24 protein-coding genes are annotated in these 23,140 nt (G+C 64.7%); 11 read left to right on the top strand and 13 right to left on the bottom strand.

Annotated elements, in window-relative coordinates; all coding sequences use genetic code 11:
• Positions 1 to 26 precede the first annotated feature (26 nt).
• From H7828_RS20815 to H7828_RS20800, 4 genes are all read left to right on the top strand, one after another.
• Complete coding sequence (locus H7828_RS20815; RefSeq protein ID WP_226782999.1) at positions 27 to 344, top strand: barstar family protein; 318 nt, start codon at positions 27 to 29, stop codon at positions 342 to 344.
• A 48-nt stretch (positions 345 to 392) separates the two neighbouring features.
• Positions 393 to 1,328, top strand: a complete 936-nt coding sequence (locus H7828_RS20810) for an aldo/keto reductase (protein ID WP_226782998.1) — start codon at positions 393 to 395, stop codon at positions 1,326 to 1,328.
• Positions 1,325 to 2,395 carry an NAD(P)/FAD-dependent oxidoreductase gene (locus H7828_RS20805; protein WP_226782997.1) on the top strand — a complete coding sequence of 357 codons (1,071 nt, stop codon included), beginning with the start codon at positions 1,325 to 1,327 and terminating at the stop codon, positions 2,393 to 2,395. Before H7828_RS20810 ends, H7828_RS20805 begins: the two co-directional genes overlap by 4 nt.
• 69 nt (positions 2,396 to 2,464) lie before the next feature.
• Positions 2,465 to 3,253, top strand: a complete 789-nt coding sequence (locus H7828_RS20800; protein WP_226782996.1) for a glycoside hydrolase family 25 protein — start codon at positions 2,465 to 2,467, stop codon at positions 3,251 to 3,253.
• On the opposite strand, the gene H7828_RS20795 is transcribed toward H7828_RS20800, so the two are convergent.
• From H7828_RS20795 to H7828_RS20765, 7 genes are all read right to left on the bottom strand, one after another.
• The gene (locus tag H7828_RS20795) at positions 3,250 to 4,257 is read right to left on the bottom strand and encodes a LacI family DNA-binding transcriptional regulator (protein WP_226782995.1); all 1,008 of its coding nucleotides are present in this window, start codon (positions 4,255 to 4,257) and stop codon (positions 3,250 to 3,252) included. The genes H7828_RS20800 and H7828_RS20795 overlap by 4 nt on opposite strands.
• Positions 4,258 to 4,260: 3 nt before the next feature.
• Positions 4,261 to 4,440 (bottom strand): DUF4175 domain-containing protein, encoded by a 180-nt coding sequence (locus tag H7828_RS20790; RefSeq protein WP_226782994.1) that lies wholly within the window; start codon positions 4,438 to 4,440, stop codon positions 4,261 to 4,263.
• The gene (iolG, locus tag H7828_RS20785) at positions 4,440 to 5,441 is read right to left on the bottom strand and encodes an inositol 2-dehydrogenase (protein ID WP_226782993.1); all 1,002 of its coding nucleotides are present in this window, start codon (positions 5,439 to 5,441) and stop codon (positions 4,440 to 4,442) included. The genes H7828_RS20790 and iolG overlap by 1 nt, the downstream gene beginning before the upstream one ends.
• A gap of 13 nt (positions 5,442 to 5,454) precedes the next feature.
• Positions 5,455 to 6,225 carry an ATP-binding cassette domain-containing protein gene (locus tag H7828_RS20780; protein WP_226782992.1) on the bottom strand — a complete coding sequence of 257 codons (771 nt, stop codon included), beginning with the start codon at positions 6,223 to 6,225 and terminating at the stop codon, positions 5,455 to 5,457.
• A gap of 2 nt (positions 6,226 to 6,227) precedes the next feature.
• The gene (locus tag H7828_RS20775) at positions 6,228 to 7,259 is read right to left on the bottom strand and encodes an ABC transporter permease (protein ID WP_226782991.1); all 1,032 of its coding nucleotides are present in this window, start codon (positions 7,257 to 7,259) and stop codon (positions 6,228 to 6,230) included.
• Positions 7,260 to 7,335: 76 nt separating this feature from the next.
• Positions 7,336 to 8,277 carry a sugar ABC transporter substrate-binding protein gene (locus tag H7828_RS20770; RefSeq protein ID WP_226782990.1) on the bottom strand — a complete coding sequence of 314 codons (942 nt, stop codon included), beginning with the start codon at positions 8,275 to 8,277 and terminating at the stop codon, positions 7,336 to 7,338.
• Positions 8,278 to 8,357: 80 nt separating this feature from the next.
• Positions 8,358 to 9,137 carry a TIM barrel protein gene (locus H7828_RS20765; protein ID WP_226782989.1) on the bottom strand — a complete coding sequence of 260 codons (780 nt, stop codon included), beginning with the start codon at positions 9,135 to 9,137 and terminating at the stop codon, positions 8,358 to 8,360.
• 352 nt (positions 9,138 to 9,489) lie between these two features.
• On the opposite strand from H7828_RS20765, the gene H7828_RS20760 reads away from it, so the two are divergent.
• A complete protein-coding gene (locus tag H7828_RS20760; RefSeq protein WP_226782988.1) occupies positions 9,490 to 9,669 on the top strand; it encodes a PLDc N-terminal domain-containing protein in 180 nt (59 codons plus the stop codon).
• 20 nt (positions 9,670 to 9,689) lie between these two features.
• On the top strand, positions 9,690 to 10,607 hold the full coding sequence (locus tag H7828_RS20755; protein WP_226782987.1) for a YihY/virulence factor BrkB family protein: 918 nt from the start codon (positions 9,690 to 9,692) through the stop codon (positions 10,605 to 10,607).
• A gap of 8 nt (positions 10,608 to 10,615) precedes the next feature.
• Here H7828_RS20755 and H7828_RS20750 read toward each other — a convergent pair whose 3' ends face one another.
• On the bottom strand, positions 10,616 to 11,344 hold the full coding sequence (locus H7828_RS20750; protein WP_226782986.1) for a Crp/Fnr family transcriptional regulator: 729 nt from the start codon (positions 11,342 to 11,344) through the stop codon (positions 10,616 to 10,618).
• 88 nt (positions 11,345 to 11,432) lie between these two features.
• Between H7828_RS20750 and H7828_RS20745 the strand changes: the two genes are divergently transcribed.
• Positions 11,433 to 11,819 (top strand): hypothetical protein, encoded by a 387-nt coding sequence (locus H7828_RS20745; protein WP_226782985.1) that lies wholly within the window; start codon positions 11,433 to 11,435, stop codon positions 11,817 to 11,819.
• Here H7828_RS20745 and H7828_RS20740 read toward each other — a convergent pair.
• Both H7828_RS20740 and H7828_RS20735 read right to left on the bottom strand, forming a co-directional pair.
• Positions 11,803 to 12,165 carry a phage holin family protein gene (locus H7828_RS20740; protein ID WP_226782984.1) on the bottom strand — a complete coding sequence of 121 codons (363 nt, stop codon included), beginning with the start codon at positions 12,163 to 12,165 and terminating at the stop codon, positions 11,803 to 11,805. The two genes, H7828_RS20745 and H7828_RS20740, sit on opposite strands and share 17 nt — an antisense overlap.
• Before the next feature lie 3 nt (positions 12,166 to 12,168).
• Positions 12,169 to 12,480, bottom strand: a complete 312-nt coding sequence (locus H7828_RS20735) for an ElaB/YgaM/YqjD family protein (protein ID WP_226782983.1) — start codon at positions 12,478 to 12,480, stop codon at positions 12,169 to 12,171.
• A gap of 184 nt (positions 12,481 to 12,664) precedes the next feature.
• Between H7828_RS20735 and H7828_RS20730 the strand changes: the two genes are divergently transcribed.
• Complete coding sequence (locus tag H7828_RS20730; protein WP_226782982.1) at positions 12,665 to 12,835, top strand: DUF1328 domain-containing protein; 171 nt, start codon at positions 12,665 to 12,667, stop codon at positions 12,833 to 12,835.
• Between the two features lie 81 nt (positions 12,836 to 12,916).
• Here the strand turns inward: H7828_RS20730 and H7828_RS20725 are convergent, their stop codons facing one another.
• On the bottom strand, positions 12,917 to 13,744 hold the full coding sequence (locus H7828_RS20725) for a response regulator (protein WP_226782981.1): 828 nt from the start codon (positions 13,742 to 13,744) through the stop codon (positions 12,917 to 12,919).
• A gap of 136 nt (positions 13,745 to 13,880) precedes the next feature.
• Between H7828_RS20725 and H7828_RS20720 the strand changes: the two genes are divergently transcribed.
• The 3 genes from H7828_RS20720 to H7828_RS20710 are packed head-to-tail and all read left to right on the top strand — an operon-like array spanning position 13,881 to position 16,291.
• A complete protein-coding gene (locus H7828_RS20720) occupies positions 13,881 to 14,003 on the top strand; it encodes a NepR family anti-sigma factor (RefSeq protein ID WP_226782980.1) in 123 nt (40 codons plus the stop codon).
• Positions 13,993 to 14,550, top strand: coding sequence for an RNA polymerase sigma factor (locus H7828_RS20715; RefSeq protein ID WP_226782979.1), 558 nt, complete (start codon positions 13,993 to 13,995; stop codon positions 14,548 to 14,550). Before H7828_RS20720 ends, H7828_RS20715 begins: the two co-directional genes overlap by 11 nt.
• A 16-nt stretch (positions 14,551 to 14,566) precedes the next feature.
• Positions 14,567 to 16,291 carry a sensor histidine kinase gene (locus H7828_RS20710; protein ID WP_226782978.1) on the top strand — a complete coding sequence of 575 codons (1,725 nt, stop codon included), beginning with the start codon at positions 14,567 to 14,569 and terminating at the stop codon, positions 16,289 to 16,291.
• Here H7828_RS20710 and H7828_RS20705 read toward each other — a convergent pair.
• Together H7828_RS20705 and H7828_RS20700 are read right to left on the bottom strand one after the other, a co-directional pair.
• Positions 16,285 to 21,216 (bottom strand): translocation/assembly module TamB domain-containing protein, encoded by a 4,932-nt coding sequence (locus tag H7828_RS20705; protein ID WP_226782977.1) that lies wholly within the window; start codon positions 21,214 to 21,216, stop codon positions 16,285 to 16,287. The two genes, H7828_RS20710 and H7828_RS20705, sit on opposite strands and share 7 nt — an antisense overlap.
• Positions 21,216 to 22,970 carry an autotransporter assembly complex protein TamA gene (locus H7828_RS20700; RefSeq protein ID WP_226782976.1) on the bottom strand — a complete coding sequence of 585 codons (1,755 nt, stop codon included), beginning with the start codon at positions 22,968 to 22,970 and terminating at the stop codon, positions 21,216 to 21,218. Before H7828_RS20700 ends, H7828_RS20705 begins: the two co-directional genes overlap by 1 nt.
• Between the last annotated feature and the right edge of the window lie 170 nt (positions 22,971 to 23,140).

Below are 23,140 nucleotides of genomic sequence, written 5' to 3'. Positions count from 1 at the left end.
GCTCGGGGCGCACGTCAGGACACGACATGGGCAAAGCGGTAGCGATAGACTGTACAGGCATCACCGATTGGCCATCATTCCATGCGGTCTTCGCCGACGCCTTCGGGTTTCCCGACTGGTACGGTCACAATCGGGACGCCTGGATCGACTGCATGACATGGCTCGACGACGATGGCACGGTCGCCGCCGGAGGGCCGGTCACGTTGCACCTGACAAACACGGACGATCTGAAACGGCGCGCGCCGGATATCCTGACCGACACGCTGGAAATGGCCGCCTTCGTCAACGGGCGGCGGATCGAAAAGGGCCTGACCCCGATCCTGATCCTCTCCTGCGACGCCTGAGGCAGTTGTCCCCTTGCCCGGCCCCGCCCCCCGTGGCACCGTCGCGCCATGACACAGCAGATCACCAGCCCCGATGGCACCCCGATGTCCCGTTTCTGTTTTGGCGCCATGCAGTTTGGCGGCAAGGCCGATGAAACCCGGTCGCACGCCATGTATGACGCCTGCCGCGCGGCGGGCATCAATTTCTTCGACACCGCCTATGCCTACAACGGCGGCGAATCCGAACGCCTGCTGGGCCGCTTCGCCGCGCCCGAACGCGACAGCGTGATCATTGCCACCAAGGCGGGATACGAGGGCGGATCGGGGCGCGCCAACATCACCGACACCTTCGCGCAGTCGCTTGGGCGGCTGGGGATGGAGCGTGTCGATATCCTCTACCTGCACCGGTTCGACGACGACACGCCGCTTGAGGAAACCTTCGAAACCCTCGCCGGGCTGCAACAGGATGGAAAGTTCACCCATATCGGCGTGTCCAACTTCTCGGCCTGGCAGGTGATGAAAGCCCAGGCCGTGGCGGCGCGGCTGGGCACGCGGATCGCGATGATCCAGCCGATGTACAACCTGGTGAAACGCCAGGCCGAGGTCGAGATCTTGCCCATGGCGCAGGCCGAAGGCATCGCCGCCGTGCCCTATTCACCCCTTGGCGGCGGCCTTCTGACCGGCAAATACGCCAGGGGCCAGGGCGGGCGGCTGGACGAGGTCGAGATGTACAACAAGCGCTATGGCCAGGGCTGGATGCGCGAAACGGCGGTGGCCCTTGCCGATCTGGGGCGCGACCTTGGCGTCGATCCCGCGACACTGGCCGTGGCCTGGGCCGCCCGCCACCCCGGCGTCACCGCCCCGATCATCAGCGCCCGCACCGAGGAACAGCTGCAACCCTCGCTCGACGCGCTGACATATCAGATGGACGATGCGCTTTACGCCCGTATCTCGGCGCTTTCGCCCACCCCGCCTCCGGCCACCGACCGGCTTGAGGAGGCATGAGCGACATCGTCATCATCGGCGGCGGCATCGCCGGGGTCTCGGCCGCGGCGGTCCTGTCAGAGAACGCCCATGTCACGCTGATAGAGGCCGAGGAGCATCTGGCCTATCACGCCTCGGGGCGGTCGGCCGCGATGTTCCTGGAAAACTACGGCAACGACATCGTGCGCGCACTGAACCGGGCCAGCGCCGCGCATCTGCGCGATACCGGATGCCTGCGCCAGCGCGGGGTGATGATGCTGGCCCGCGCAGATCAGCGCGCCGCCTTCGAGGCTGAAACCGCCTCGTTCGGGATGGAGCATCTGGGCCTTGACGAAGCCCGGCAGATGTTCCCGATCCTGAACCCCGCGACCGTGGCCCATGCCGGGTATCGCCCCGATGTCTTTGACTTGGACACCGACCTTCTGATCCAGGGCTATCGCAAGGTGGCCCTGAAGAACGGGGCCGATATCGTCACCGGCGCGCGGGTTGACCGGATCGTACGTGCCGGGGGGCAATGGCACCTGCGCTGGCCCGGGGGCGAGGCGCAGGCCGACATCCTGATCAACGCCGCGGGAGCATGGGCCGACGGCGTGGCGCAGATGGCCGGAGCCGCGCCTCTTGGCCTGCAACCCTATCGCCGGTCGATGGCGGTGATCGCCGCTCCGGGCGGCCATGACGTGACCCATTGGCCCTTCGTCGATGGAGTCGAGGAAAGCTGGTACGCCAAGCCCGATGCCGGGCGCTGGCTGATCTCGCCCTCGGAACAGCACCCGGTGCCGCCGCAGGATGCATGGGCCGACGACATGGTGCTGGCCGAGGGGCTGTACCGCTACGAAGAGATGGTCAGCGAACCCGTCACCCGGATCGAACACAGCTGGGCCGGGCTGCGCACCTTCGCCCCCGACCGCGCCCTGGTGATTGGCGCCGACCCAGGGGTTGCGGGCCTGTTCTGGCTGGCCGGTCAGGGCGGCTACGGGTTTCAGACGGCCCCGGCGGCGGCAGGGCTGCTTGGCGCCCTGGTGAACGGCACAAAGCCCGGCTTGGCCCCTGAAACCGTCGCTGCCCTATCGCCCGCGCGCTTTCACTGACCGGCGGCTCTCCGCCTTCGGTGCGAAGCGGTGCTAGGTTGCGAAGCGCAGGCGCGGTATGACTGGGCCATGCGTATTTTCCTGTTCCTCGTTCTCGGTTTCACCCTTCTGGCCTGCGGCGGCCCGCGCAGCGCGCCACCCACCGCCGGCTCGGGCTTTCCCGCTGCGATCCGCCCGCAATTCCAGGACGCCGACCCGCATCCATGGGACGGCCCCAGCCCGAATTCCCACGCCGTTCACGGCATTGACGCTTCGCGCTGGCAGGGCAACATCGACTGGCCGCGCGCCCGCCAGGGGGGTGTGAACTTCGCCTGGCTGAAGGCGACCGAGGGCGGCGATGTGATCGACCCGAAGTTCCGCGATTACTGGGAGGGCGCGCGCCAGGCCGGTGTGGTGCCGGGGGCCTATCATTTCTTCTATTTCTGCACCCCCGCCGCCGTGCAGGCCCGCTGGTTCATCGCCAATGTCCCGCGCCAGGCCGGCAGCCTGCCCCCGGTGCTGGACCTGGAATGGAACCACCGTTCGCCCACCTGCCGCCTGCGCCCCGATCCGGCGGTGGTGCGGCGCGAGGCGCGGATCTTCATCGACATCGTCACCCGCCATTACGGCCAACGGCCCGTGATCTATACGACCCCGGATTTCTGGGACCGCAACGACATCGCGGCCCTGGGCGAAGAGGTCTGGCTGCGTTCGGTGGCCGGGCATCCCTCCAAGGTCTATCCCGGCGCGCGCTGGAGCTTCTGGCAATACACCTCGACCGGGCTGGCGCAGGGGATCGAGGGGGAGGTCGATCTGAACGCCTTTGCCGGCAGCGCCCGCGCCTGGCAGGGCTGGCTGGCCGCGCGCGCGGTCCGCTAGGCCGGCTGGCGGATCGGGCGCAGGGTGCCCCGTTCGATGATGTGGCAGGGAAAAAGCCGCGCTTCGGGGAAACGCTCGGGCTCGGTCAGCATGGCGACAACCAGTTCGATGGACGAGGCGATGATCTGTTCGATCGGCTGGCGGATGGTTGTCAGGTTGATGTTTTCCCAGCGCGCCATTTCCATGTCGTTCAACCCGATGATCCCGATATCCCCCGGGCAGGCCAGCCCCGCCGACTGAATCGCGCTGAGCGCGCCGATCGACAGCACGTCGTCGCCGCAGAAATAGGCCTCGGCCGGGGCATTGCGCAAAAGGCGCGTCATTTCCGCCCGCCCGGCATCGAAGGAATAGTCGGCGGCGAAGCTGATGGTCGTCGCCACGTCGGGGTGACCGGCCAGTTCATCGACGAAACCGCGCAGGCGATCCTGGGTCGAGGTGGCGGTTTCCGGTCCGCCCATGAAGGCCACGCGCCGATGGCCCCGCGCCACCAGCGTGCGCGCGGCCATGCGCCCGCATTCGATGTTGTCGATGCCCACCACGTGCACCTCGGGCGTGCTGGCGTGGCGCCCGAAGGAATGCACCACCGGCACCCCGGCATCGCGAAAGGCCCGGGCAAAGCTGGGCGGCAGGGTGGATGAGGCCACGATCACCCCGTCAACGGAATACTGGCGCAGAAGCACCAGAGAATCGTCGGGGTCGCGTTCATCCGAGAGGTTCACCAGCAACGGGCGCAACCCCCGGTCCTGAAGCCCGCGGGTGAACAGATCGAACACCTCAAGGAAGATCGGGTTGTGGAAGTTGTTGCTGACCAGTCCGATCAGCTTGGTCCGCCCGGTGGTCAGCGACGAGGCAAGGGCATTGGGGCTGTATCCCAATTCCTCGGCCGCCTGTTTCACCTTCTGGCGTGTCTTCTCGCTGACCGAGGCGCCCTCGGTAAAGGTGCGCGACACCGCCGAGCGCGACACCCCCGCCCGTTCGGCCACATCTTTCAGCGTGATCGCCATGGCCTAGTCGTTCCGGGGAACCAGGAAGAAGTGATAGGCACAGAGCGCCCCAAGACCGGCAAAGATCACGGCCCAGAAGGGCGCGCCCTGCCACAGTTCAAACAGGGCCCAGCCGAAACAGACCCCGACAATGACGATGCGCCGCCAGAGCGGGCGATAGAAGGGATGGTCGAAGTTGAACATCAGATCAGCTCCGACAGGGCCACGCGCCGCCCTTCGGCCACCGACAGAAGCGCGGCATCGGCCAGGGCCAGGGCCATCATTCCGTCGTGGCCCGTTGTGGGGGGCGTCGTGGCGTTGCTGACGCAATCGACGAAGGCGGCGATTTCGGCGGCATAGGCGGCGGTATAGCGCGACATGAAGAAGTTCAGAAGCGGCGGGCGGTGATAGCCGTTCGCGTCGGCAATCTCGATCCGCGCGGTATGGGTGTTCTCGGCCGAAACGCTGCCCGAGGCGCCATGCACTTCGATCCGCTGGTCATAGCCATAACTGGCGCGGCGGGTGTTGGTGATGGTGCATTGCTTCCCGCTCGCGGTGGTCAGGATCACGTTGGCGCTGTCGAAATCGCCGGCCTGCCCGATCTCGGGGTCCACCAGGTTTGACGCAGCGGCCATGACATGGCTTACCTCTTCACCCAGAAGCCAGCGCGCCACGTCGAAATCGTGAATCGTCATGTCGCGGAAAATGCCGCCCGACCGCTTGATATAATCCACCGGCGGCGGGCCGGGATCGCGGCTGGTGAGGGTCACCATCTCCACCGGCCCGATGCGACCGCGGTCGATTTCGGCCTTCAGGGCGTTGAAATCCGGATCGAACCGGCGCTGGAAGCCCACCATCAGGGTGCCCTTTGCCGCCTCGACGTGTTTCAGGCAGGCCTTGACCCGGGCCAGTGACAGATCGACCGGCTTTTCACAGAACACCGCCTTGCCCGCCGTCACGAAGCGTTCGATCAGGTCGGCGTGGGTGTCGGTGGGGGTGCAGATCACCACGGCGTCGATGTCGTTTGCGCCTTCGATCGCGTCGATGCTGCGCACCTCGGCGCCGAATGTGTCGCGGATGTGGTTTGCCGCAGCCTCCATCGGGTCGGCCACCGCCACCAGTGTGGCACCGGGAACCGAGGCGATGGCACCCGCATGCACCTGACCGATGCGCCCGGCACCCAGTATCGCAAATCTGACTGTCATCGTTCCGGCCTTTCTATGCAGCGCCTTCATATTCGGCGCCGGTCTTGGCTCCGGTAATATAGGCGACCACGTCCTGTCCATCGGTTTCTTCGCGTTTCAGGTTGGCCACGATCCGCCCCCGTCGGAACACCACGATCCGGTCCACGAGATCGAAGACCTGCCGCATGTTGTGGCTGACGATGATCAGGCTTTCGCCCGATTCCTTCAGGGTGCGGATGATGTTTTCCACCTGCGCGGTTTCCTGCACCCCCAGCGCCGCCGTGGGTTCGTCCATGATGGTCAGCTTGCTGGCGAAGGTGGCGGTGCGGGCGATGGCGACGCATTGGCGCTGCCCGCCCGACATGTTGCGGATGGAATTCGACAGGTTGGGGATTTTCACGCCCGTGCGTTTCAGCCCCTCTTCGGTGGCCTTGCGCATGGCACGGTTGTTCAGGATGGAAAACGGCCCCAGGTTGAACAGCCGCAACTCGCGCCCCAGAAACAGGTTGGACGGGACGTCAAGATCGTCTGCCAGGGCGAGGTTCTGGAACACCGTCTCGATCCCCGCCTCGCGGGCGTCGAGCGGGCCCGAGAAATCAACCTCCTCCCCGTCAAAGATCACCTTGCCGCGGGTGCGTTGTTCCACCGCCGTGATCTGGCGCACGAAGGTGGATTTCCCCGCCCCGTTGTCGCCCATGATAGCGACGTGTTCGCCCTTGCGGATCTCGAAATTCGCATCCTCAAGGGCATGCACGCCGCCGTAATGCTTGGTCAGACCTTCGGTTTTCAGGATGATGTCACTCATGATCACGACTCCATGGCGCGGCGGCGCTGGCGGTATTGGTCGGCCACGACGGCGGCGACGATGATCGCGCCCTTGATCATGTCCTGGTAATAGGCGTCGAGCCTGAGAAAGGTGAAGCCCGAGATGATGACCCCGAAGATCAGCATCCCGATGGTGGTGCCGACGATCGACCCGCGCCCGCCCGACAGCGACACGCCGCCGATCACGGCCATGGCAATGGCATCGAGTTCGTACATGATCCCCATGCCCGATTGCGCCGTCAGCCCCCGCGCCGCCAGCACCAGCGCGGCGAAGCCGGCCAGCATCCCGGCGATGGCATAGACCAGCACCTTGTGCCGTTCCACGTTGATGCCCGACATGCGGGCGGCCTCTTCGTTGGACCCGATGGCATAGGTGTGCTTGCCATAGATCGTGTATTTCAGCACCAGGTGGAACAGCAGGGCGATGGCCAGGAACAGGAAAACCGGCATCATCCCCTGGCCCAGGGCGGCGAAACTGTCGGTCGGGAAGCTGACCGGCTGGCCCTTCGTCCACCACGACGCGACACCGCGCGCCGAGACCATCATGCCCAGGGTGGCGATGAAGGGCGGAATCTTGGTATAGGCGATCAGCACGCCGTTGATCAGACCGGCGACTATTCCGCACAAGAGACCGACGAGGATCGGCACGATCACCGGCAGATCGACCCAGCCGAGTTCTGCAAAGACGGCCCGGTCATAGGTGCCCACCTGGGCGAAACTCATGGCGATCATGGCCGTGGCGCCAACGACCGATCCTGACGACAGGTCGATCCCGCCCAGCACGATTACCTGTGTCACGCCGATGGCGATGATCCCGATGATCGACACCTGAAGGATCATGATCTTCAGCCGCACGGTGTTGCCCAGGAAGGATTGATCGCGCAGGAACCAGCCCAGAACCTCGAAGATGATGCAGATGCCGATCAGGCCCACCAGCGCGTTCAGCTCGGGCGGCCAGTGTCGTTTCTTCTTGCGCCCACCGAAAATGTCGGCGCTTGCGGCTGCCTCGGCCATGGTTTTCCCCTGTACTGGATGTCGTTTTGGGCCGCCGCGCCGATTGCCCGGCGCGGCGGATTTCGTCAGGTGGCGATCAGTTGGCGCCCATGAACTGATCCAGGTTGTCGGGCGTGACCAGCTTGAAGGGGATGTAGACCTTCTGATCCACGTCCTCGCCGTTCACCAGGGCGATGGCGGTATCGACAGAGCCCGCGCCCTGCCCGGCGGCATCCTGGAACACCGTCACGTCAAGATCGCCCGCCTTCATCGCGGCCAGGGCATCGGCGGTGGCATCCACCCCGCCCACCAGCATTTCGCCCATGTCCATGCCGGCGCTTTTCATGCCCTGGATCGCGCCGATGGCCATTTCATCGTTATTGGCGATCACCGCGTCGAATTCCACGCCGCCCGAAATGAAGTTGGTCATCAGGTCCTGGGCCTTCACCCGGTCCCATTCGGCCGTCTGCTTTTCAACGATGGTCATGAAGCTGCACATGTCCATGCCCACCACGTCTTCGACATCCTTGGTGCGCTGCACCGCCGCCTGGTTCGACAACTGGCCCATCAGCACGATGACATTGGCACCGCCCGCCTTGCCCTGGGCGCGCAGCAGCTTGCAGATCTCGAAGGCTTCCAGGGTGCCGGATTCGATCTCGTTTGATGCAACGAAGGCCTGGTTGTCGGGCAGGTCGTCGACGTTGATCGGCTCGCGGTTGACATAAACCAGGGGGATGCCCGCCTCGGCGGCGGCGTTCGACATGGCAACGGTGGCCGAGGTATCGACGGCATTGACGATGATCGCATCGACACCCGAGGCGATGAAGTTCTGGATCTGGTTCAACTGCTTGCCCACGTCGTCGGTGGCGTCTTCCACCTGGATCTGCGCGCCGACCTCGCCGGCATATTCCATGATCCCGTTGCGCAGCACGGTCAGGAAGTTGTCGTCGAACCGTGCCATGGTGACGCCGATGTCCTGCGCGATTGCCGTGGTCGACATCATCGCGCTCAGACCGATGGCCATAAGTGTCTTTTTCATTGTCTTCCTCCCAAGTGACGCGCCCGGCGCACGTCGTTCAATCTGCCGGGTTCCCCCTTTTGGGGTGTATCCTTGTTCCGTCATGCCGCCGCATCACCCAGCCCGGCCCGGATGAACGCGATCGAACGTGCAAGCGCCGCTTCGGGGTCGGGCAGGGCGTGGAATTCGGGGGCGAAAGGCTCGAACGACAGGGGGCCGTGGTATCCCGCGGCCCGCAGCGCGGCGATCTGGCCCAGATTGTCCAGCCGGTCATGGGCATCCACAAGGCCCCGGTGCCCATCGCGCATCTGCGTCACCGATGGCGCCGGATCGGCAAGCCCCGAGATATGCACGATACCCGTCTGCGCCGCGAAGACCGGCCCGCCCCCGGCCAGGTGATGGTGAAAGGTATCATGCACCAGCCTGAACCTGTCGGCCTGGCCAAGGCTTTCGATCACCTCAACCACTTCGCCCTTGTGGCGCAGGTTGCAGGTTTCAAACCCCAGCGGTTCGATCAGCCCGATCAGCCCGTGACGTTCCAGCATCGGCGCAAGTTCGTTCAGGGCAAAGGCAAGATCGGCACGCCTTTCGCTTTCTCCAAGACGCCGACCGTCATTGCGCGGGATCAGCGCGATCGTCGCCGCACCGCAGGCCACCGCGGCCTGCATCAGCGCCTCGGCGGCGGTGCGGGTCTGTTCGGTAAAATCGTTGAAGGCCTTCACCTCGGCCAGGGCCAGGATCTTTTGTCCGGCCGATTGTGCCGCCGCGCCGATGGTGGCGGGGGCCTCACCGTCGAACAGGGGCCTGGCCAGATCGTTGCGGAATTCGACACCGACACAGCCCAACCGCGCCGCCATGGACAGAAGGTCACGGGCGCTCATCGCGGGCGCGGCCATATGATTGAGCGCAAATTCCAACCGCGTCCCCCCCTGCCCCACCCGCCACTCTGGCGGCTGTTCTGCGGGCAGTATTGCAACCGGTTGCAATTTCGTCAAGTTTTGCTTTTCAAAGCTCAGCCACCGACATTTCCAGTCGCGGCGTCCCATGCCACCCTATTGAAATTAATTGTTTATCCTGATTTTTCCATCCCGCCGAAGCGACGCTCCGCGCCAGCCATTTCGCCGTCCCGGCCATGGATCACCGGGCGACTCGCCCTGTGGTCATGCGGGCCAAGGGAACTTTCCGAACCGAACGGACGTTGCCCCCTCAACAGAACATCAAAAGGAATTCATCATGCTTGAAGGAATTGGCGGCCTCGTCGTCCTCATCCTGGACATCTGGGCCCTTGTTGCGATCATCAACTCTCGGGCGTCGACCGGGGCCAAGGTTCTTTGGGCACTACTTGTGCTGATCCTGCCCGTCATCGGCTTTATTATCTGGTTCTTTGCCGGACCGCGTGGTCAAACGGCCTGACGCAGATCGAAGGGAGAGCAATGCACCCGACTTTCAGGCTCTGGTGGCGGGCCGGTAAATCCGTCTTCAGGGGAATGGATGAATTGAACCTCGGCCTCATCGCGGCCGGGGTTGCATTTTATGGCATGTTGGCCATTTTCCCCGCGGTTGCGGCCATCATTGCGCTGTGGGGCGTGGTTTCGGACCCGATCATCGTGCAGAACCAGTTGGACCTGTTGCAGGATTTCATGCCTGCACAGGCCTTCGACATCCTCAATTCTCAGGTTCAACGCCTGATCTCGACCCGCAGCAGCGCGCTTGGCTGGGCGACGATCATCTCGATGCTCGCGGCGCTCTGGTCGACGCGGGCGGGGGTGGCCTCGCTCATCCGCGGGCTGAATGCAATCTACCGGGTCGGCAACCGCACCAGTTTCCGGCAGGTTCTAGTTGCACTTGGCATGACGCTGTCGCTGATCGGGGTCGCGCTGGTGGCGCTGGCATCGGTCGTCATTGCGCCCATCATCCTGCTGTTGCTGCCCCTTGGCCCGCTGACCGAACTTGCGCTGTCGGCGGCGCGCTGGGTGATCGCGCTGGCCGTCGTCCTGTTCGGGCTGAGCGTGATCTACCGTTTCGGTCCGAACCGCCGCAATCAACGGCCGCGCTGGTTTACCGCCGGTGCCGCGGTGGCCATGCTGATCTGGGCGGCGGCGTCCTATGGGTTTTCGTTCTACCTGGCCAACTTTGGTAAATATAACGAAATCTACGGAACGCTTGGTGCCGTGATCGCGCTTTTGATGTGGTTCTACATCAGCGCCTACGTGGTGCTGCTGGGCGGTTTCCTGAACGCCGAGCTGGACCGCGCCAGATACCTGATGTTCGGAGAGGGCGCGCCCGTGAACCCCGCGCCCCTGCCCGACCCCTTCGCCCGGCAGGAAGAACCGGTAGAGGGCGACGCCTGAACCCGGGGTCAGATCAGGGGGCGTATCTCCGGCGCCTCGTGGTCGATCCCGGCCAGTTCGGCCAGGGCGCGCATGTCGGTGATCGACAACAGCCCGTCGGCCCAGCTTGCCAACTGCCGTTCCCGGAAACGCGCCAGCGTCTTGTTCGTGTGAACTAGGGAAAGGCCCAGGGAATCGGCCAGGTCCTGCTGGCGGAATGGCAGGGGCATGGTGTGCCCCTCGGTCATGCCCACCGCCTGCCCGCGCCCGAAAAGGCGCACGAAGGCCCAGGCGATCCGCTGGGTGGCGTCCATCTGCCCCACGGCAGAAAGCGCCTCGCCCAGGAAGTTCTGTTCGACCGCCGCGACCCATGTCAGATCGAAGGCCCGTTCCGGGCGCGTCTTGAACAATGACCATACCTCGCTGCGGCTGAAGACGCACAACGACATATCGGTGGTGGCGTCGACGGAATGGCTCATCTCGCCCATGATGCCCGCCTGCATCCCCAGGAAATCGCCGGGGAAGACAAAGTTCAGCACCTGACGGCGGCCATCCTCCAAGGTCTTGTAGCGCACGCCCATACCCGACAAGACCGTGAAAAGCTGAGGAGAATTCGCCCCCTCCATTAATAGCTGGGTGCCCGCCTCGACCGAAAGCTCACCCGCCTTGAACCGGGTCATGAAGGCCACCTCCTCGGCCGTCATAGGCGCGAATATCCTGCGATCCCGCAGCGGGCATTCGGAACAGCGAACGGTCATCTTGTTCTCCGTGATATGTCGCAGTTTAATGCGCGTGTCGCATTGCCCGGCCATACTTGCCCCCTAATAGAAGGGGAATACCGTGAATATGGCATGCCAGACTGGCTTTGACAGCCGCGAAACGAAAATCCTGATTCTCGAACCCCAGGCCCTTGTCGCAAGCGATATTGCCGAGGGTTTCATCCAGATACGGCCCGATCTGCGGCCGGTGATCCTGCACGCCCTGCCCCCTCATGAAACGGGAGACGAGGACGAGACGGGATTTCACATTGCCATCATCGCCGCCGATCTGGTCAGCGCGCCGGATTCGCCTGCCTTGGCCTGGGTCCGGCGCGTCGCGCGTCATGTCGTGGTTCTGGGAGAGGCATTGACCTGGCAGGACGAAGATGCCGACGACGGTCTGGTCTTTCTGGGCTGGCCCATTTCCGACCAGGCCCTTGCCGCCGTCATCAGCCGCTTCATCTCCGCCGCATAGTCTTGCCGGCATTCAGCCCGCCGATGAAGGCGTCGATCAGCTGGGCCTGCGATACGGCCGCCGGCGGGCGCTTTTCCTGGTGAAGATGTTGGGGTGGGTGCGATTTGCCTGATTTGCTGCTGCTAGTGGCGACGGCCAGGAAAATCAGGCCGCAGCCGGTAAAGGCCAGGCCGATCACCAGCGCCGCGATCAGCGCACCATAGGCAATCGCCAGGGCGATCCAGGCCGCAGCGGTGAGAAACGCCAATCCGGCCAGCAGGAAAATCACCCCCACCGCCCCGAAGGCGGCCTTGCGCGCGGCCCGTGCCGCAGCGGCACGGACCGGCGCCAGAAGACGATCCAACATGGATCAGCGACGCGCGGTGATGAGACCGACAAGCACACCGATGCCCGCGGCGATCCCCAAGGCGGTGGCGGGATTGTTGCGCACATATTCCTCGGCGCTTTCGGCACCGCTGCGGGCGTGCTTCTGCAACTCGGCCAGCTGTGCCTCGCCTGCTTCGCGGGCGGAATTGGCCTGCGCGCGCACCCCGTCGGCCACCTGTTCGCCCTTGGTCTTGGTCAGGTCGCCAATGATCTTGGTCAGACCCGCGATGTCCGACTTCAGGGTATCAACCTGCGCCGAGAGATCTTCGGTGGTCACGATTTTGGATGTCGCCATCTTGCAGTCCTTTCAAAACAAATTCTGTCAGTCACCCCACCAACGCCGCAGGAACAAAGCGGTTCCATCGCGACGATCATAACATCGTCAACGTTGCCGGCGGAACCGATCCGCGCAAGTTGGTGTTCATGAGTCAACGCCCGTTGGGGCATACGAACACATGAAACAAACCAGGAGAGTTGCCATGCTTGGATGGGCAATATTTTTCTTTCTGGTCGCGGTGATAGCGGCCGTTCTCGGCTTTGGCGGTGTGCTCAGCGTTTCGGCTGGGACCGCCCAGATCCTTTTCTTCGTCTTCCTTGTCCTGTTCGTCGTCACGCTTGTGGCGCGGCTTTCGGGGCGGTCGATCAAATAGGGCCACCCCTGGCCAGCGGATCAAAAAAGCCCCGTCACACGATGTGACGGGGCTTTTTTTATTGTTCGGGGCGCTTCATCCCTAGACCGGCGCCTTCAGCGTTTCGGTGCTGGAGAAGAACATCGCCTGGCTGACCGCCGATTGCACCTGCTCTTCCGAGTAGGGCTTGGAGATCAGGAACGCCGGTTCGGGCTTGTCGCCCGTCAGCAGGCGTTCGGGGAAGGCTGTGATGAAGATCACCGGGATATCGTCGAACTGTGCCAGAAGGTCGTTCACCGCGTCGATGCCCGACGAATTGTCGGCCAGCTGGATATCCGCCAGGATCAGGTCGGGGCGCTTCTTGGTGCCCAGTTCGACCGCTGCCTTGCGGGTGCGGGCGATGCCGGTGACCGAGTGGCCCATTTCGGAAACGATGGAATGGATGTCCATCGCGATAATCGCCTCGTCCTCGATGATCATGACGTTGCCCGCCATCGACTGCTGCATTTCCGAGATCGCGACATCGACCAGGCCATGCGCCTCTTCGGCCGAGATATCCATGATCTGGCCGACTTCCTCGTAGGTGAAGGATTCGATGGTCGACAGCAGAAGCGCCTCGCGTGAATTGTTGGTCAGCCCCGACATGTGGTCAAGCGCGGCGGATTCCAGCCGCGTCACCGGGTCTTCGGTATCGGCCGTGGGGGCACCCGCCGTCGACCAGATCAGGTGAAAGGCCCGGAACAGGGCAACCCGTGGGCGCAGCGAGGATTGAAAGATGGAACGATCGACCAGGATCGCCTCAAGCGTGGCGGCGGCATACCTGTCACCCGTCTCCTGACTGCCGGTAAGCGCACGCGAATAGCGGCGCAGGAAGGGAAGGTCGCCACCGATCTGATCCGAAATATCGGTGGTTTGGGAAGATGAGCTCATTCTGGTCACTGTCCTTGGTTTTTTTTGACGCGTCGGGAACCAAACGTGGAAAGGTGGTGTTGGTTCCCCGTGCGCGCAACTTTTTATACAAGAGACAACAGCAGATATGACCCCAGGCAAGGATACTTCAAACGTGATGAAGCAAATCGACGAAAATTTGCGTCGGGTCTATCGAGAGACCGAACCGGAGGCAGTGCCCGACCGGTTCCGACAGCTGCTGGACAAGTTGCGCGATCAGGAAAAACCGAATGAACAATAAACCCGATCCTCGGGATGAACTGGTCGATCACCTGCCCGCGCTGCGTGCGTTTGCAATGTCACTGACCCGCAATTCCGCCATGGCCGACGATCTTGTCCAGGACACGATCGAAAAGGCGTGGAAGAACATCAAGTCGTTCACGCCGGGCACCAACCTGCGCGCCTGGCTTTTCACCATCCAGCGCAACGCCTTCTATTCCAGCCGCCGCAAGGTCAAGCGCGAGGTCGAGGATATCGACGGCGTCATGGCCGGCAACCTGGCGGAAAAACCGGCCCATGACGGACGGCTGGCCCTGAACGATTTCCGCCGCGCCTTTGAAAAACTGCCCGACGAACAGCGCGAAGCGCTGATCCTGGTGGGCGGTTCCGGCTTTGCCTATGAAGAGGCGGCGCAGATGTGTGGCGTTGCCGTCGGCACGATCAAGAGCCGCGCCAACCGTGGGCGCAAGCGTCTGGCCGAACTTCTGGAACTGGCCGAGGGCGAAGATCCGACGATTTCGGACGCCAACACCGCTGCCGTTCTGGCCTCCTCACCGCAGTCTGGCTGACATGCTGCCGGCTGGAATGGGATTCAAGCCGCTCAATCGGTTGGGCGTGCGACTGGTGCTTTTGCTGGGGCTGGCGCTGTTGCCTGTCGGCATCATGGCGATGCTGCAATCCTATCGGGTGATCCGCGATGCCAACGAAAGGGTGGAAACCTCGCTTCTGGGCGAAACCCTCAGCGCGGCCCAAAGCGAAAGGCGCATCGTCACCCGCAGCGCGGGCGTTGCGCAATCGCTGGCGCTTCTGATCCCCACGCTGATCCGCGACCCCGAGGCCTGTTCGGCCCACATGCGCGAACTGGTAAGCGGGCGCGAGAATATCGCCTTCGCCGGTTTCGTGAATGCCGATGGCATTCTTGCCTGCGCCTCTGACGGCGTGGGTGCGGATATGAACGGCGAAGGCGAGGTGACCGCCTATCTGGAAAACCCCAAGCCCACCATCAGTTCAACCTCGGCCGGGAAGGTAACCGGCATTCCGGCGCTTATTCTGACCGAACCCGTGTTCCTGGACGGTGAGCCCATGGGCTTTGTCAGCCTGTCGATCCCCCATACCGCCCTGACGATCGAGCCCACATCGCAGCAGACCATGACGCCAAGCGATGTCCTTACCTTCGACCAGAACGGCGTGCCCCTGACCTCGGGCATGGGGCTGGACGAGGTGGAGCGCCGCCTGCCCGCCAACCGCGCGCTGGCCGCCCTGACCAGCGACCGGGGGCTGGTGTTCCAGGATGTCGACCGCAGCGGCAAGGCACAGATCTTCACCGTCGTGCCCCTGGTGCACGGACAGGTCTATACCCTTGCAATCTGGCCGCACAACACCGCCATCATCGGGTTGCCGCAGATCGTTCCGGCGCTTCTTCTGCCGGTGCTGATGTGGCTGGCCAGCCTGGCGGTGGCCTTTGTCGCCGTGAACCGCCTGGTCATCCGCCACATCCGCAGCCTGCGGCGCAACATCCGCGCCTTCAGCGCCACGCGCCGCATCCGCAAGATGCCCGATGCCGACCTGCCCGCCGAAATCCGTGAAGTCACCGACGCCTTTGCCCTGATGACCGAACAGATCCTGCGCGACGAGGCCGACCAGGAAAACCTGCTGCATGAAAAGGACGTGCTGCTGAAAGAGGTGCACCACCGGGTGAAGAACAACCTGCAACTGATCGCCTCGATCACGAACATGCAGATCCGCCGGTCGCGCCACAACGAAACCAAGTTCATGCTGCGCCGCCTGCAGGACCGTGTGATGAGCCTGGCGACCGTCCATCGCAGCCTTTACCAGGCCAGCATCCTGTCCGAGGTCCGGGCCGATCTTCTGGTGGCCGACCTGTCGCGGCAACTGGCCCGCTCGGCGGCCCTGCCCGGTCAGCACGTCGATTTCTCGATGGAGACCGAGCCGGTCCTTCTTTACCCCGACCAGGCGGTGCCGCTGTCACTGCTGGTGACCGAGGCGATGACCAATGCCTTCAAGTACCTCGGGCGCCCGAAGGAAGGCGCGCCCTGGGTCTTCCTGTCACTGCGCCCGGTCGAGTCGGGCGAGATCGAGCTTTGCGTGCGCAATTCGACCGGCACACCCGTCATCGACCCCACCCAGGACGAGGTTTCGGGCCTGGGTTCGCAACTGATCGCGGCCTTCGTGATGCAGTTGGGCGGCGTGGCCGAGGTGGATGAAAGCGACCCCGACGCCTATCAGGTCAGGGTCACGTTCAACCTGGCGGATTTCACGCTGGAATCCGGCGAGAACGAAGTTCAGTAATCCTTCTCGAAGTAGATGCCCAGCGAGGTGTTGCCACTGTTGCTGGCACCGCCCTTGATGGTCAGCGACGGCGACAGGTCGAGGTTCAGGTTGATCTCGGCCTCGCCCGACGAATTCACCTCCACATCGGTATAGAGGTTTTCCGACAGGTACTTGCCCGCGCGCAGGCCGGCGTTGCCTTCGTCGTCGGTGGTGATGTCCAGATCGTCCAGACCGGTGCTCTTGCGCAGGTTGCCGATGATGCCATCGCCCCCCTTGCCCGCCAGAGTCGCCACCGCCGAGGCAAGCTGGGCCGCCTGCAACGGAGAAATCGAGGTGATCGACTTGCCGAACAGCAGGCGGGCCAGAACCTCTTCCTGGGGCAGTTCGGGTTCCGAGAGGAAGTTGATCTCGGGCTCCAGCGCCGGGCCTTCCACCACGATGAAGACCACCACATCGCCCGCGTCGGTGGATGCCACCAGGCGGATCGCCGGGGTGAAATCGCCCTGAAGCTGGATGCTGCCCTCTTCCATGGTCAGCCGCTTGCCCAGCAGGTCAAGCCGCCCGCGGATCAGGTCGAACTGCCCGGCCGGAATGATATTGGCCGTCGTTCCCGTCAGCGTCAGTGTTCCGCCCAGTTCGGCATCCAGCCCCCGGCCACGGATGAAGATACGGTTCTCGGCCCGCACCGTGAGGTCCAGCGGATAGGCCACGGCCGCACCGCCGCCACCGCCCGATCCGCCCTGTTCGATCATCCCGGCACGGGCGCGGGTGGCCCGCACATCCGCCGGTTCGCCCACATGCACCAGGCCATCGGGGATCGGCCCCGTGGCGCCCAACCCGGTCGAGGGGATGCGCACGTCGGTTTCGACCAGGTCCAGCGTTCCCGCCACGCGGGCCCCGCCGGTCAGCGGGCCGTTCACCGTGATCGCACCGTTCACCAGCGTGCGGTATAGGCGCGGGTCTTCGACCACCACCCCCACGGCCCGCACATCGAGGTCGGCATTGAAACCGCCGCTTAGGGTGATCGGGCCGGTCACGGTCAGTTGCCCGCCGCCTTCCTTGGCCGCCCGCAGATCAAGGTTCAGGCGACCGCCCGACAGATCGCCGGTCAGGGCAATCTGCTCCAGCACCAGGTTGAGATTGGGCGCGATGAACCGTGCCCCCTGGGTGCTGAGCCGCCCTGACACCGAGGAAAGCTGCAACGGCCCGTTCACCCCGACATTGAAACCCAGCGTCCCTTCAAGGGCGCGGGGTTCGATGAAGGTATTGGCCAGTGCAAGGGGCGCATTGCCGGTCAGATCGACATTCGCGCGCGAGAAATCCTGCGCAACGGTGCCATCCACCCGCACGGTCGCCCCGCCCGGACCGGTGCCCGACAGCGCGAGGTCAAGCTGGCTGCCCGTGCTGCGCACCCGGCCATCGACGGTGACAGGGCCGTTCAGCCCCGGCACGAAGGGGCCCACATCGGCCAGGCGGGCCGACAGGTTCAGGTTGGCATCGGTGCCCAGAAGCTGCCCGTCGGCGCGGGCCGTCAGGCTGGGCGTGGCAAGGTTGAAGGTGCGCACGTTGATCCGCCCGCCATTTTCCCGGTCGGCCACCACGGTAATATCTGTGCTGGAGCCCAGTATACGGTCGGCTTCGGCCTGGCCCACGCGCAGGTTGCGCCCGGTGACATCGGCGTTCACATCGAAGTTTGACAGGTCGACCCGGCTGCTGCCCTTCACCTCGGCACTCAGCGAACCGGCAAGGGGCCGGTTGGCCAGCGGCGCAAAGCGCGAAAGATCGTCGGCGCGCAGGGTGGCACTGCCGTCGATCAGGGGATTGGCCCCCAGGGCATCGGTGATCGCCGCACTGGCCTTCACCACCGCATCGGCGGCATTGCCATCCAGCGTGACCTGCCATTGATCGCCCACTTCTTCGGCGAAAAGCGTGACCTTGGCCTGCCCCGTCATGCGGGCATCCAGATCGCGCAGATCGGCGATGGTCACATCGGCCTTCAGCGCACTTTGCCCGGCGGCATAGCGCCCGTCGGCCTTGGCGGTGATCTGGTCGTTCACCACGCTCAGCTGTGGCAGTTCGATGGTTTCGCCGTCGCGCTTGACGGTCAGGGAAAGGTCGGTCGTGCCGCGCAGCAGGCGGTCGGCGTTTTCCTGGCCCAGCCGCAGCGCGCGCGTTTCACCGTCAAGCACCACGTCGAGAACGCTGAGATCGGGGCGCGCCTGGCCCTTCACCGTCACGTCCACCGCTCCGCCCAGCGACCGGCCCGCCAGCCCCGACAGGGGCGCCAGGGTGTCGGCGGAAAGATCGGCATCCAGCACGATCAGCGGCGCCGAGGAGGTTATGTCCTCCCCCCTCGCGCTGCCGGTCAGGTTCAGGCCCAGGGCCGCCGCGCTCAGACGCAGGCCGTCGATGGTGGCCGTGTCGTCGCGACGCGAAACCTTGCCCTCAAGGCTGACCAAACCATCCAGCAGGGGGTCGATATCCGCCATGCCGGTGGAAACCGACCGCGCCTCAAGCGACAGGTCGGCGTCGACCTCGCTGCCGTCCAGACGGCCCGAGCCTGTCACCGTCGCATCGACGGCCCCGCTCAGCCGCCGCCCGGCCAGGGCCGAGAACCGCGCAAGGCTGTTGACCGAGGCATCGACCATGCCGCTGACCAGCGGCGCGACCTCGCCCAGGCCTTCCAGCTGGCCCGCCCCTTCGGCCCGCAGGCCCGCGCCGCTGCCGTTCAGCAGGAACCGCTGCACCGTCACCACGCGCCCGTCCCGTTCGACGCGCGCCGACAGATCGGTGCGCCCCACCAGCAGGTCGTCGAAGCGCGCATCGCCCAGCTTCACGCCCCGGCTGACCAGGTCCACCGTCATGTCGGCCTGGTTCAGGTTGGCCAGGGTATATCCGTTCAGCTTCAGCGTCAGGGAACCGGCCAGGTCACGCCCCGCCAGCCCCGAGAAGCGGGCCAGATCATCCACCTGCGCCTCGGTCTTCGTGTCGATGCGCGGCGAAGGATCGTCCAGCCCGGCAATGGTTCCGGTGCTGTCGATCAGCGCCCCGACACCGCTGCCGCGTAACTGGTAGTTCCAGGTGCCATCGGCCATCTGCGCCACCGCCGCCACGTCCACCGGGCCATCCAGCTTGGGGTCCAACACCGTGGCATCGGCCAGGCGGATGTTGGCGCGCAGGTTGCTGGCAACCGAGGTCAGATCGCCCGAACCTTCAACCGACAGTGCTGGGTTCTCAAGGCTCAGCTTGCTGATCTTCGTGCCTGTTTCATCGCGCGTCGCCTCGATGTCGATCCGGGTCTCACCGGCCAGAACGGCATCGGCCTGTTCCTGGTCAATGCGCAGATCGATGGTGGTGCCGTTCAGGGCCAGGTCGAAGGCACCGTCCAGAGGCCGCGATTCAAGCGAAACGCGCGCTTCGATGGCGCCGCCCAGGTTGCGCCCGGCCAGTCCGGAAAAGGCGTTCAGGTTCTGCGCCTTCAGCACCGCCGCCAAAGAAGCAAGCGTGCCGTTCTCGCCCTGTTCGACCTGCCCCGATCCGTCCAGCGCAAAGCTCTTGCCGCTCAGCTTCAGGGTGTCGAGCATGATCGGGCCGCCACTGGTCCAGCGGATCGCAACGGCTCCTTCGGCCGCGTCGCCCATGGCTTGCTGCACGGCTTCGTCAGGGGCCGAAAGGCCGTTGGCGGCAATATCGAAGGCCGCCGTGACCGATTTCGCGCCTTCGGTGCCATCGGCAATCCGCCCAGACCCGTCGAGAACGACACGTTCAATCATGATTTCGGGCCGCACGAACCGGTCCAGCGTGACTTCCCCGGTCCAATCCTCGCCGCGGGAGGCGTCGAACTGCACCGACAGGCCGACACGTTCGACCGTGGTGGCATCGCCCGCGATGGGCAGCAGAACGGGGGTGCCATCCTTTGCCACGATTTCGCCCGTCACATCGATCAGGTCGGGCAGACCGTCGGCCCCGATGGAGACCTTGCCGTTCAGGTTCAGCGCATCGGCGCTCAGGTCCATTTGGTTCAGCACCACGCCGCCGCCGGGGCGGGTTTCGCCCTGGGCGATCAGGCGGATGTCGGGGCCAAAGAAGGGGCGATAGCGGGGCGCGAAGACCGGCGCGATATCGCCGCCGATCTCGGCGGAGAATCCGCGCGTGACGGCATCGCCCTCGCCCGTCGCGGTCAGTTCGACCGTGCCGGTCAGGCGACGTTCGCCGTCGGTGTCCAGCTCGATATCGGCGGCAAAATCGTTCAGCGGGCCGGTGCCGTCGACATCAAGGCGCAGGGCGGGAAGCCCCGGCAGGTTCATCAGGTTGGCGGCAATCCCGTCAGCGGCCTCGGTCACGTTCAGCTTCAGCGCCAGAACCTCGGTTTCGTTCATGTAGGAGGCATCCAGCGTCAGCGCGCCTTCCGATCCGTCGATCCGTTCGATGGCGATCTTGGCCTGGCCCTCGCCGCCCTCAAGGCTGACCGATCCGTCAAGCGAAACAACGGCCGCCGCCCCAAACAGCGCCTTGCCCAGGTCCACCCGCTCGGCGCGGATTTCCTCGATCCGGACGGAAACCGGCAGTTCGGGCAGGGAAAAGGGCGTCGCCTCGGGGGCGGGCGCCTCGGGGTCCGACCCGGGAACGCGGGGCACGATGATCTCGCCGGCGGTCAGGGCGTTCACCTCAAGCCGCCCGCGCAGAAGCGCCGAGCGGTTCCAGTCCAGTTCCACGTCGCGCAGGGTCAGCCAGATGCCCTCGTCGTCGGCGATGGTCAGTTCGTCCAGGCTTGCCTTCGAACTCAGCGCACCGGCAAAGCCGCGAATGTTCACCTCGCGGCCCGCGCCCGACAGGTTGTCCTCGATCAGGCGTTCCAGGAAACCGCCACCGTCGTCATCCTGTGCCAGGACCGGCCCCGACAGAAGTGTCAGCGCCAGCAGAAGATAGGAAAGTATACGCATCAGAATGCCTGCCCGATTCCAACATAGACCTGGGCGCCACTGGATGTGCCGCCGATGGGCGCCGCCACGTCAAGGCGGATCGGCCCGATGGGTGTAAGATAGCGCAGGCCGAGCCCGGCGCCTGCGTGGGTATCGGCATCGCCACCGAAGCTGTCGGCCCCCACAAGCCCGAAATCGGCAAAGGCCACCACGCCGATGCTTTCGCGCACCTTGGCGCGCAGTTCGCCCGACAAGCCCAGGAACGACCGGCCCCCCGTCAACTCGCCGTTCACCATCACGCCCAGCGATTGATAGGCCTGCCCGCGCACGGTGCCGCCGCCGCCGGAATAGAACCGGTAATCGTTTGGCACCCCGGTCAGGGATGCGCCGATGATCGAACCGCCCTGCACCCGACCGGCCAGCACGAACTTGCCCTCGTCACCGAAGGCCTTGTAGGCGCGGGTATCGAAGGCGACGCGCGCGCCGCTTTCGCTGCCGCTGACGCCCAGGAAGGGCATCACGTCGACATCGGCAAAATACCCCTTGGTGGCGTCCAGCGGCATGTCGCGGCTGTCATAGGTCGCGTTCAGGGGCAGGGTCAGGTGGTGATAGGACAGCGTGCCAAGGGCGTCGGTGTCCTGGGAATAGACATAGGCCAGCCCCAGCGAAACGCTCAGCTGATCGTTGATGTAGCGGTCAAACCCGAAGCCCAGCCGCCCGGTCTTGGCGGAATAGGTGGGTTCGTTCACCTGTTCGACCTCGGCCAGGATATAAAGGTCGGTGTCGGCGTCCGGTGTTGCGGGGCGTCCGTAGCGGGCCGAGAACTTGTAATCGGTGCCGCCCGTGTCGCCGCCGATGCCCGTCACGTTGCCTTCAAGGCGCAGCCGTTCGGCCCCGCCCAGAAGGTTGCGGTGCAGCCAGAAGGCCGACAGCGCCAGCCCCTCGACCGTCGAGATTTCGGCGCCGAAACCGATGCGGCGGGGCTTCTCCTCGGTCAGGGTGGCGGTGATGTCCATCACGTCGCCGGGGCGCAGGGTTTCCGCCTCGGTCAGAGAGACCGACTTGAAGGTTCCGGTGCGGCGCAGGCGCTTGGCCGACAGCTCCAGCGCCTCGGGGGAATAGATTTCACCCGTGGGCAGTCCCGCGATCTTGCGCAGGCGGGCCGGGCGCACCCTGTCGCCGCCCTTCAACAGCAGGTCGCCGAACCGCACCTCGGGCCCCGGCGCGATTCCCACATCCACGGCAAGCTGTTTGACGTTGTGGTTTGCCGTCACCTTCTGCCCCGCGACCGAGGCCTTGGCGCGGCCCACGTCGCGCCAGCCGTCGACCACCGCCGCCACGCTGTCGCGGATCACGGGGGTGCGGGCGGGCTGACCGGGGGCGAACCCATCGGGCAGCACGGTGCCCGGGGCCTGCGGTACGATCTCGGTGCGCGAGAAGTTGTATTGCGGGCCCGGCTTTACCGTCACCACGATGGTGCGGATCGCATCGGGGGCCGACAGCGGCGGAATGCCCGCAGCCTCGCGCCCGTCGACCATGATGTTGATGACACCGCCGAACCGCCCTTCAGAGTAAAGCGTGCCGACAAGACGACCGTAATCGGCATTCGCCGCCGCCAAAAGCTCTTGCGGGTCGTTGTTTCCTTCGTTCTGCGCCGCGATCAGCAACGAGGACTGGCGCAACTCATCGGCCAGAGCCTCATCGGCGCCGGGCGTACGGAATTCAAGATTTTCCAGCGCCGAAACCGGCGTCATCCAAAGCCCGAGCACGGCCATTCCCGCACACGCGCGCAACCCTCGAAGAGAGATCATACTCGTAACACCGCCATTCGTTTTTTTTTAAAGTCTACAGGCCCGGCGACCTTTGTACAGCAACTTGCCCCGAAAAAGCCATGTTTCCTTGGGCTGAAGGCCCCGAATGGCCCCATGATCAACCGATCGTGACC

It is taken from the genome of Oceaniglobus trochenteri, from assembly GCF_020529025.1.
Classification (GTDB): domain Bacteria; phylum Pseudomonadota; class Alphaproteobacteria; order Rhodobacterales; family Rhodobacteraceae; genus Oceaniglobus; species Oceaniglobus trochenteri.
The sequence above is the reverse complement of the archived record's forward strand: the minus strand, read 5'-3'. Positions and strand labels throughout refer to the sequence as shown.

Coding starts and splice junctions, on each gene's coding strand:
- H7828_RS20715 (WP_226782979.1), top strand. CDS start 13,993: ATGAACAATAAACCCGATCCTCGGGATGAACTGGTCGATCACCTGCCC.
- H7828_RS20795 (WP_226782995.1), bottom strand. CDS start 4,257: ATGGCGATCACGCTGAAAGATGTGGCCGAACGGGCGGGGGTGTCGCGC.
- H7828_RS20720 (WP_226782980.1), top strand. CDS start 13,881: ATGAAGCAAATCGACGAAAATTTGCGTCGGGTCTATCGAGAGACCGAA.
- H7828_RS20700 (WP_226782976.1), bottom strand. CDS start 22,970: ATGGCCGTGCTCGGGCTTTGGATGACGCCGGTTTCGGCGCTGGAAAAT.
- H7828_RS20725 (WP_226782981.1), bottom strand. CDS start 13,744: ATGAGCTCATCTTCCCAAACCACCGATATTTCGGATCAGATCGGTGGC.
- H7828_RS20760 (WP_226782988.1), top strand. CDS start 9,490: ATGCTTGAAGGAATTGGCGGCCTCGTCGTCCTCATCCTGGACATCTGG.
- H7828_RS20770 (WP_226782990.1), bottom strand. CDS start 8,277: ATGAAAAAGACACTTATGGCCATCGGTCTGAGCGCGATGATGTCGACC.
- H7828_RS20810 (WP_226782998.1), top strand. CDS start 393: ATGACACAGCAGATCACCAGCCCCGATGGCACCCCGATGTCCCGTTTC.
- H7828_RS20790 (WP_226782994.1), bottom strand. CDS start 4,440: ATGTTCAACTTCGACCATCCCTTCTATCGCCCGCTCTGGCGGCGCATC.
- iolG (WP_226782993.1), bottom strand. CDS start 5,441: ATGACAGTCAGATTTGCGATACTGGGTGCCGGGCGCATCGGTCAGGTG.
- H7828_RS20745 (WP_226782985.1), top strand. CDS start 11,433: ATGGCATGCCAGACTGGCTTTGACAGCCGCGAAACGAAAATCCTGATT.
- H7828_RS20735 (WP_226782983.1), bottom strand. CDS start 12,480: ATGGCGACATCCAAAATCGTGACCACCGAAGATCTCTCGGCGCAGGTT.
- H7828_RS20805 (WP_226782997.1), top strand. CDS start 1,325: ATGAGCGACATCGTCATCATCGGCGGCGGCATCGCCGGGGTCTCGGCC.
- H7828_RS20815 (WP_226782999.1), top strand. CDS start 27: ATGGGCAAAGCGGTAGCGATAGACTGTACAGGCATCACCGATTGGCCA.
- H7828_RS20710 (WP_226782978.1), top strand. CDS start 14,567: ATGGGATTCAAGCCGCTCAATCGGTTGGGCGTGCGACTGGTGCTTTTG.
- H7828_RS20740 (WP_226782984.1), bottom strand. CDS start 12,165: ATGTTGGATCGTCTTCTGGCGCCGGTCCGTGCCGCTGCGGCACGGGCC.
- H7828_RS20730 (WP_226782982.1), top strand. CDS start 12,665: ATGCTTGGATGGGCAATATTTTTCTTTCTGGTCGCGGTGATAGCGGCC.
- H7828_RS20755 (WP_226782987.1), top strand. CDS start 9,690: ATGCACCCGACTTTCAGGCTCTGGTGGCGGGCCGGTAAATCCGTCTTC.
- H7828_RS20780 (WP_226782992.1), bottom strand. CDS start 6,225: ATGAGTGACATCATCCTGAAAACCGAAGGTCTGACCAAGCATTACGGC.
- H7828_RS20765 (WP_226782989.1), bottom strand. CDS start 9,137: ATGAGCGCCCGTGACCTTCTGTCCATGGCGGCGCGGTTGGGCTGTGTC.
- H7828_RS20775 (WP_226782991.1), bottom strand. CDS start 7,259: ATGGCCGAGGCAGCCGCAAGCGCCGACATTTTCGGTGGGCGCAAGAAG.
- H7828_RS20800 (WP_226782996.1), top strand. CDS start 2,465: ATGCGTATTTTCCTGTTCCTCGTTCTCGGTTTCACCCTTCTGGCCTGC.
- H7828_RS20705 (WP_226782977.1), bottom strand. CDS start 21,216: ATGCGTATACTTTCCTATCTTCTGCTGGCGCTGACACTTCTGTCGGGG.
- H7828_RS20750 (WP_226782986.1), bottom strand. CDS start 11,344: ATGACCGTTCGCTGTTCCGAATGCCCGCTGCGGGATCGCAGGATATTC.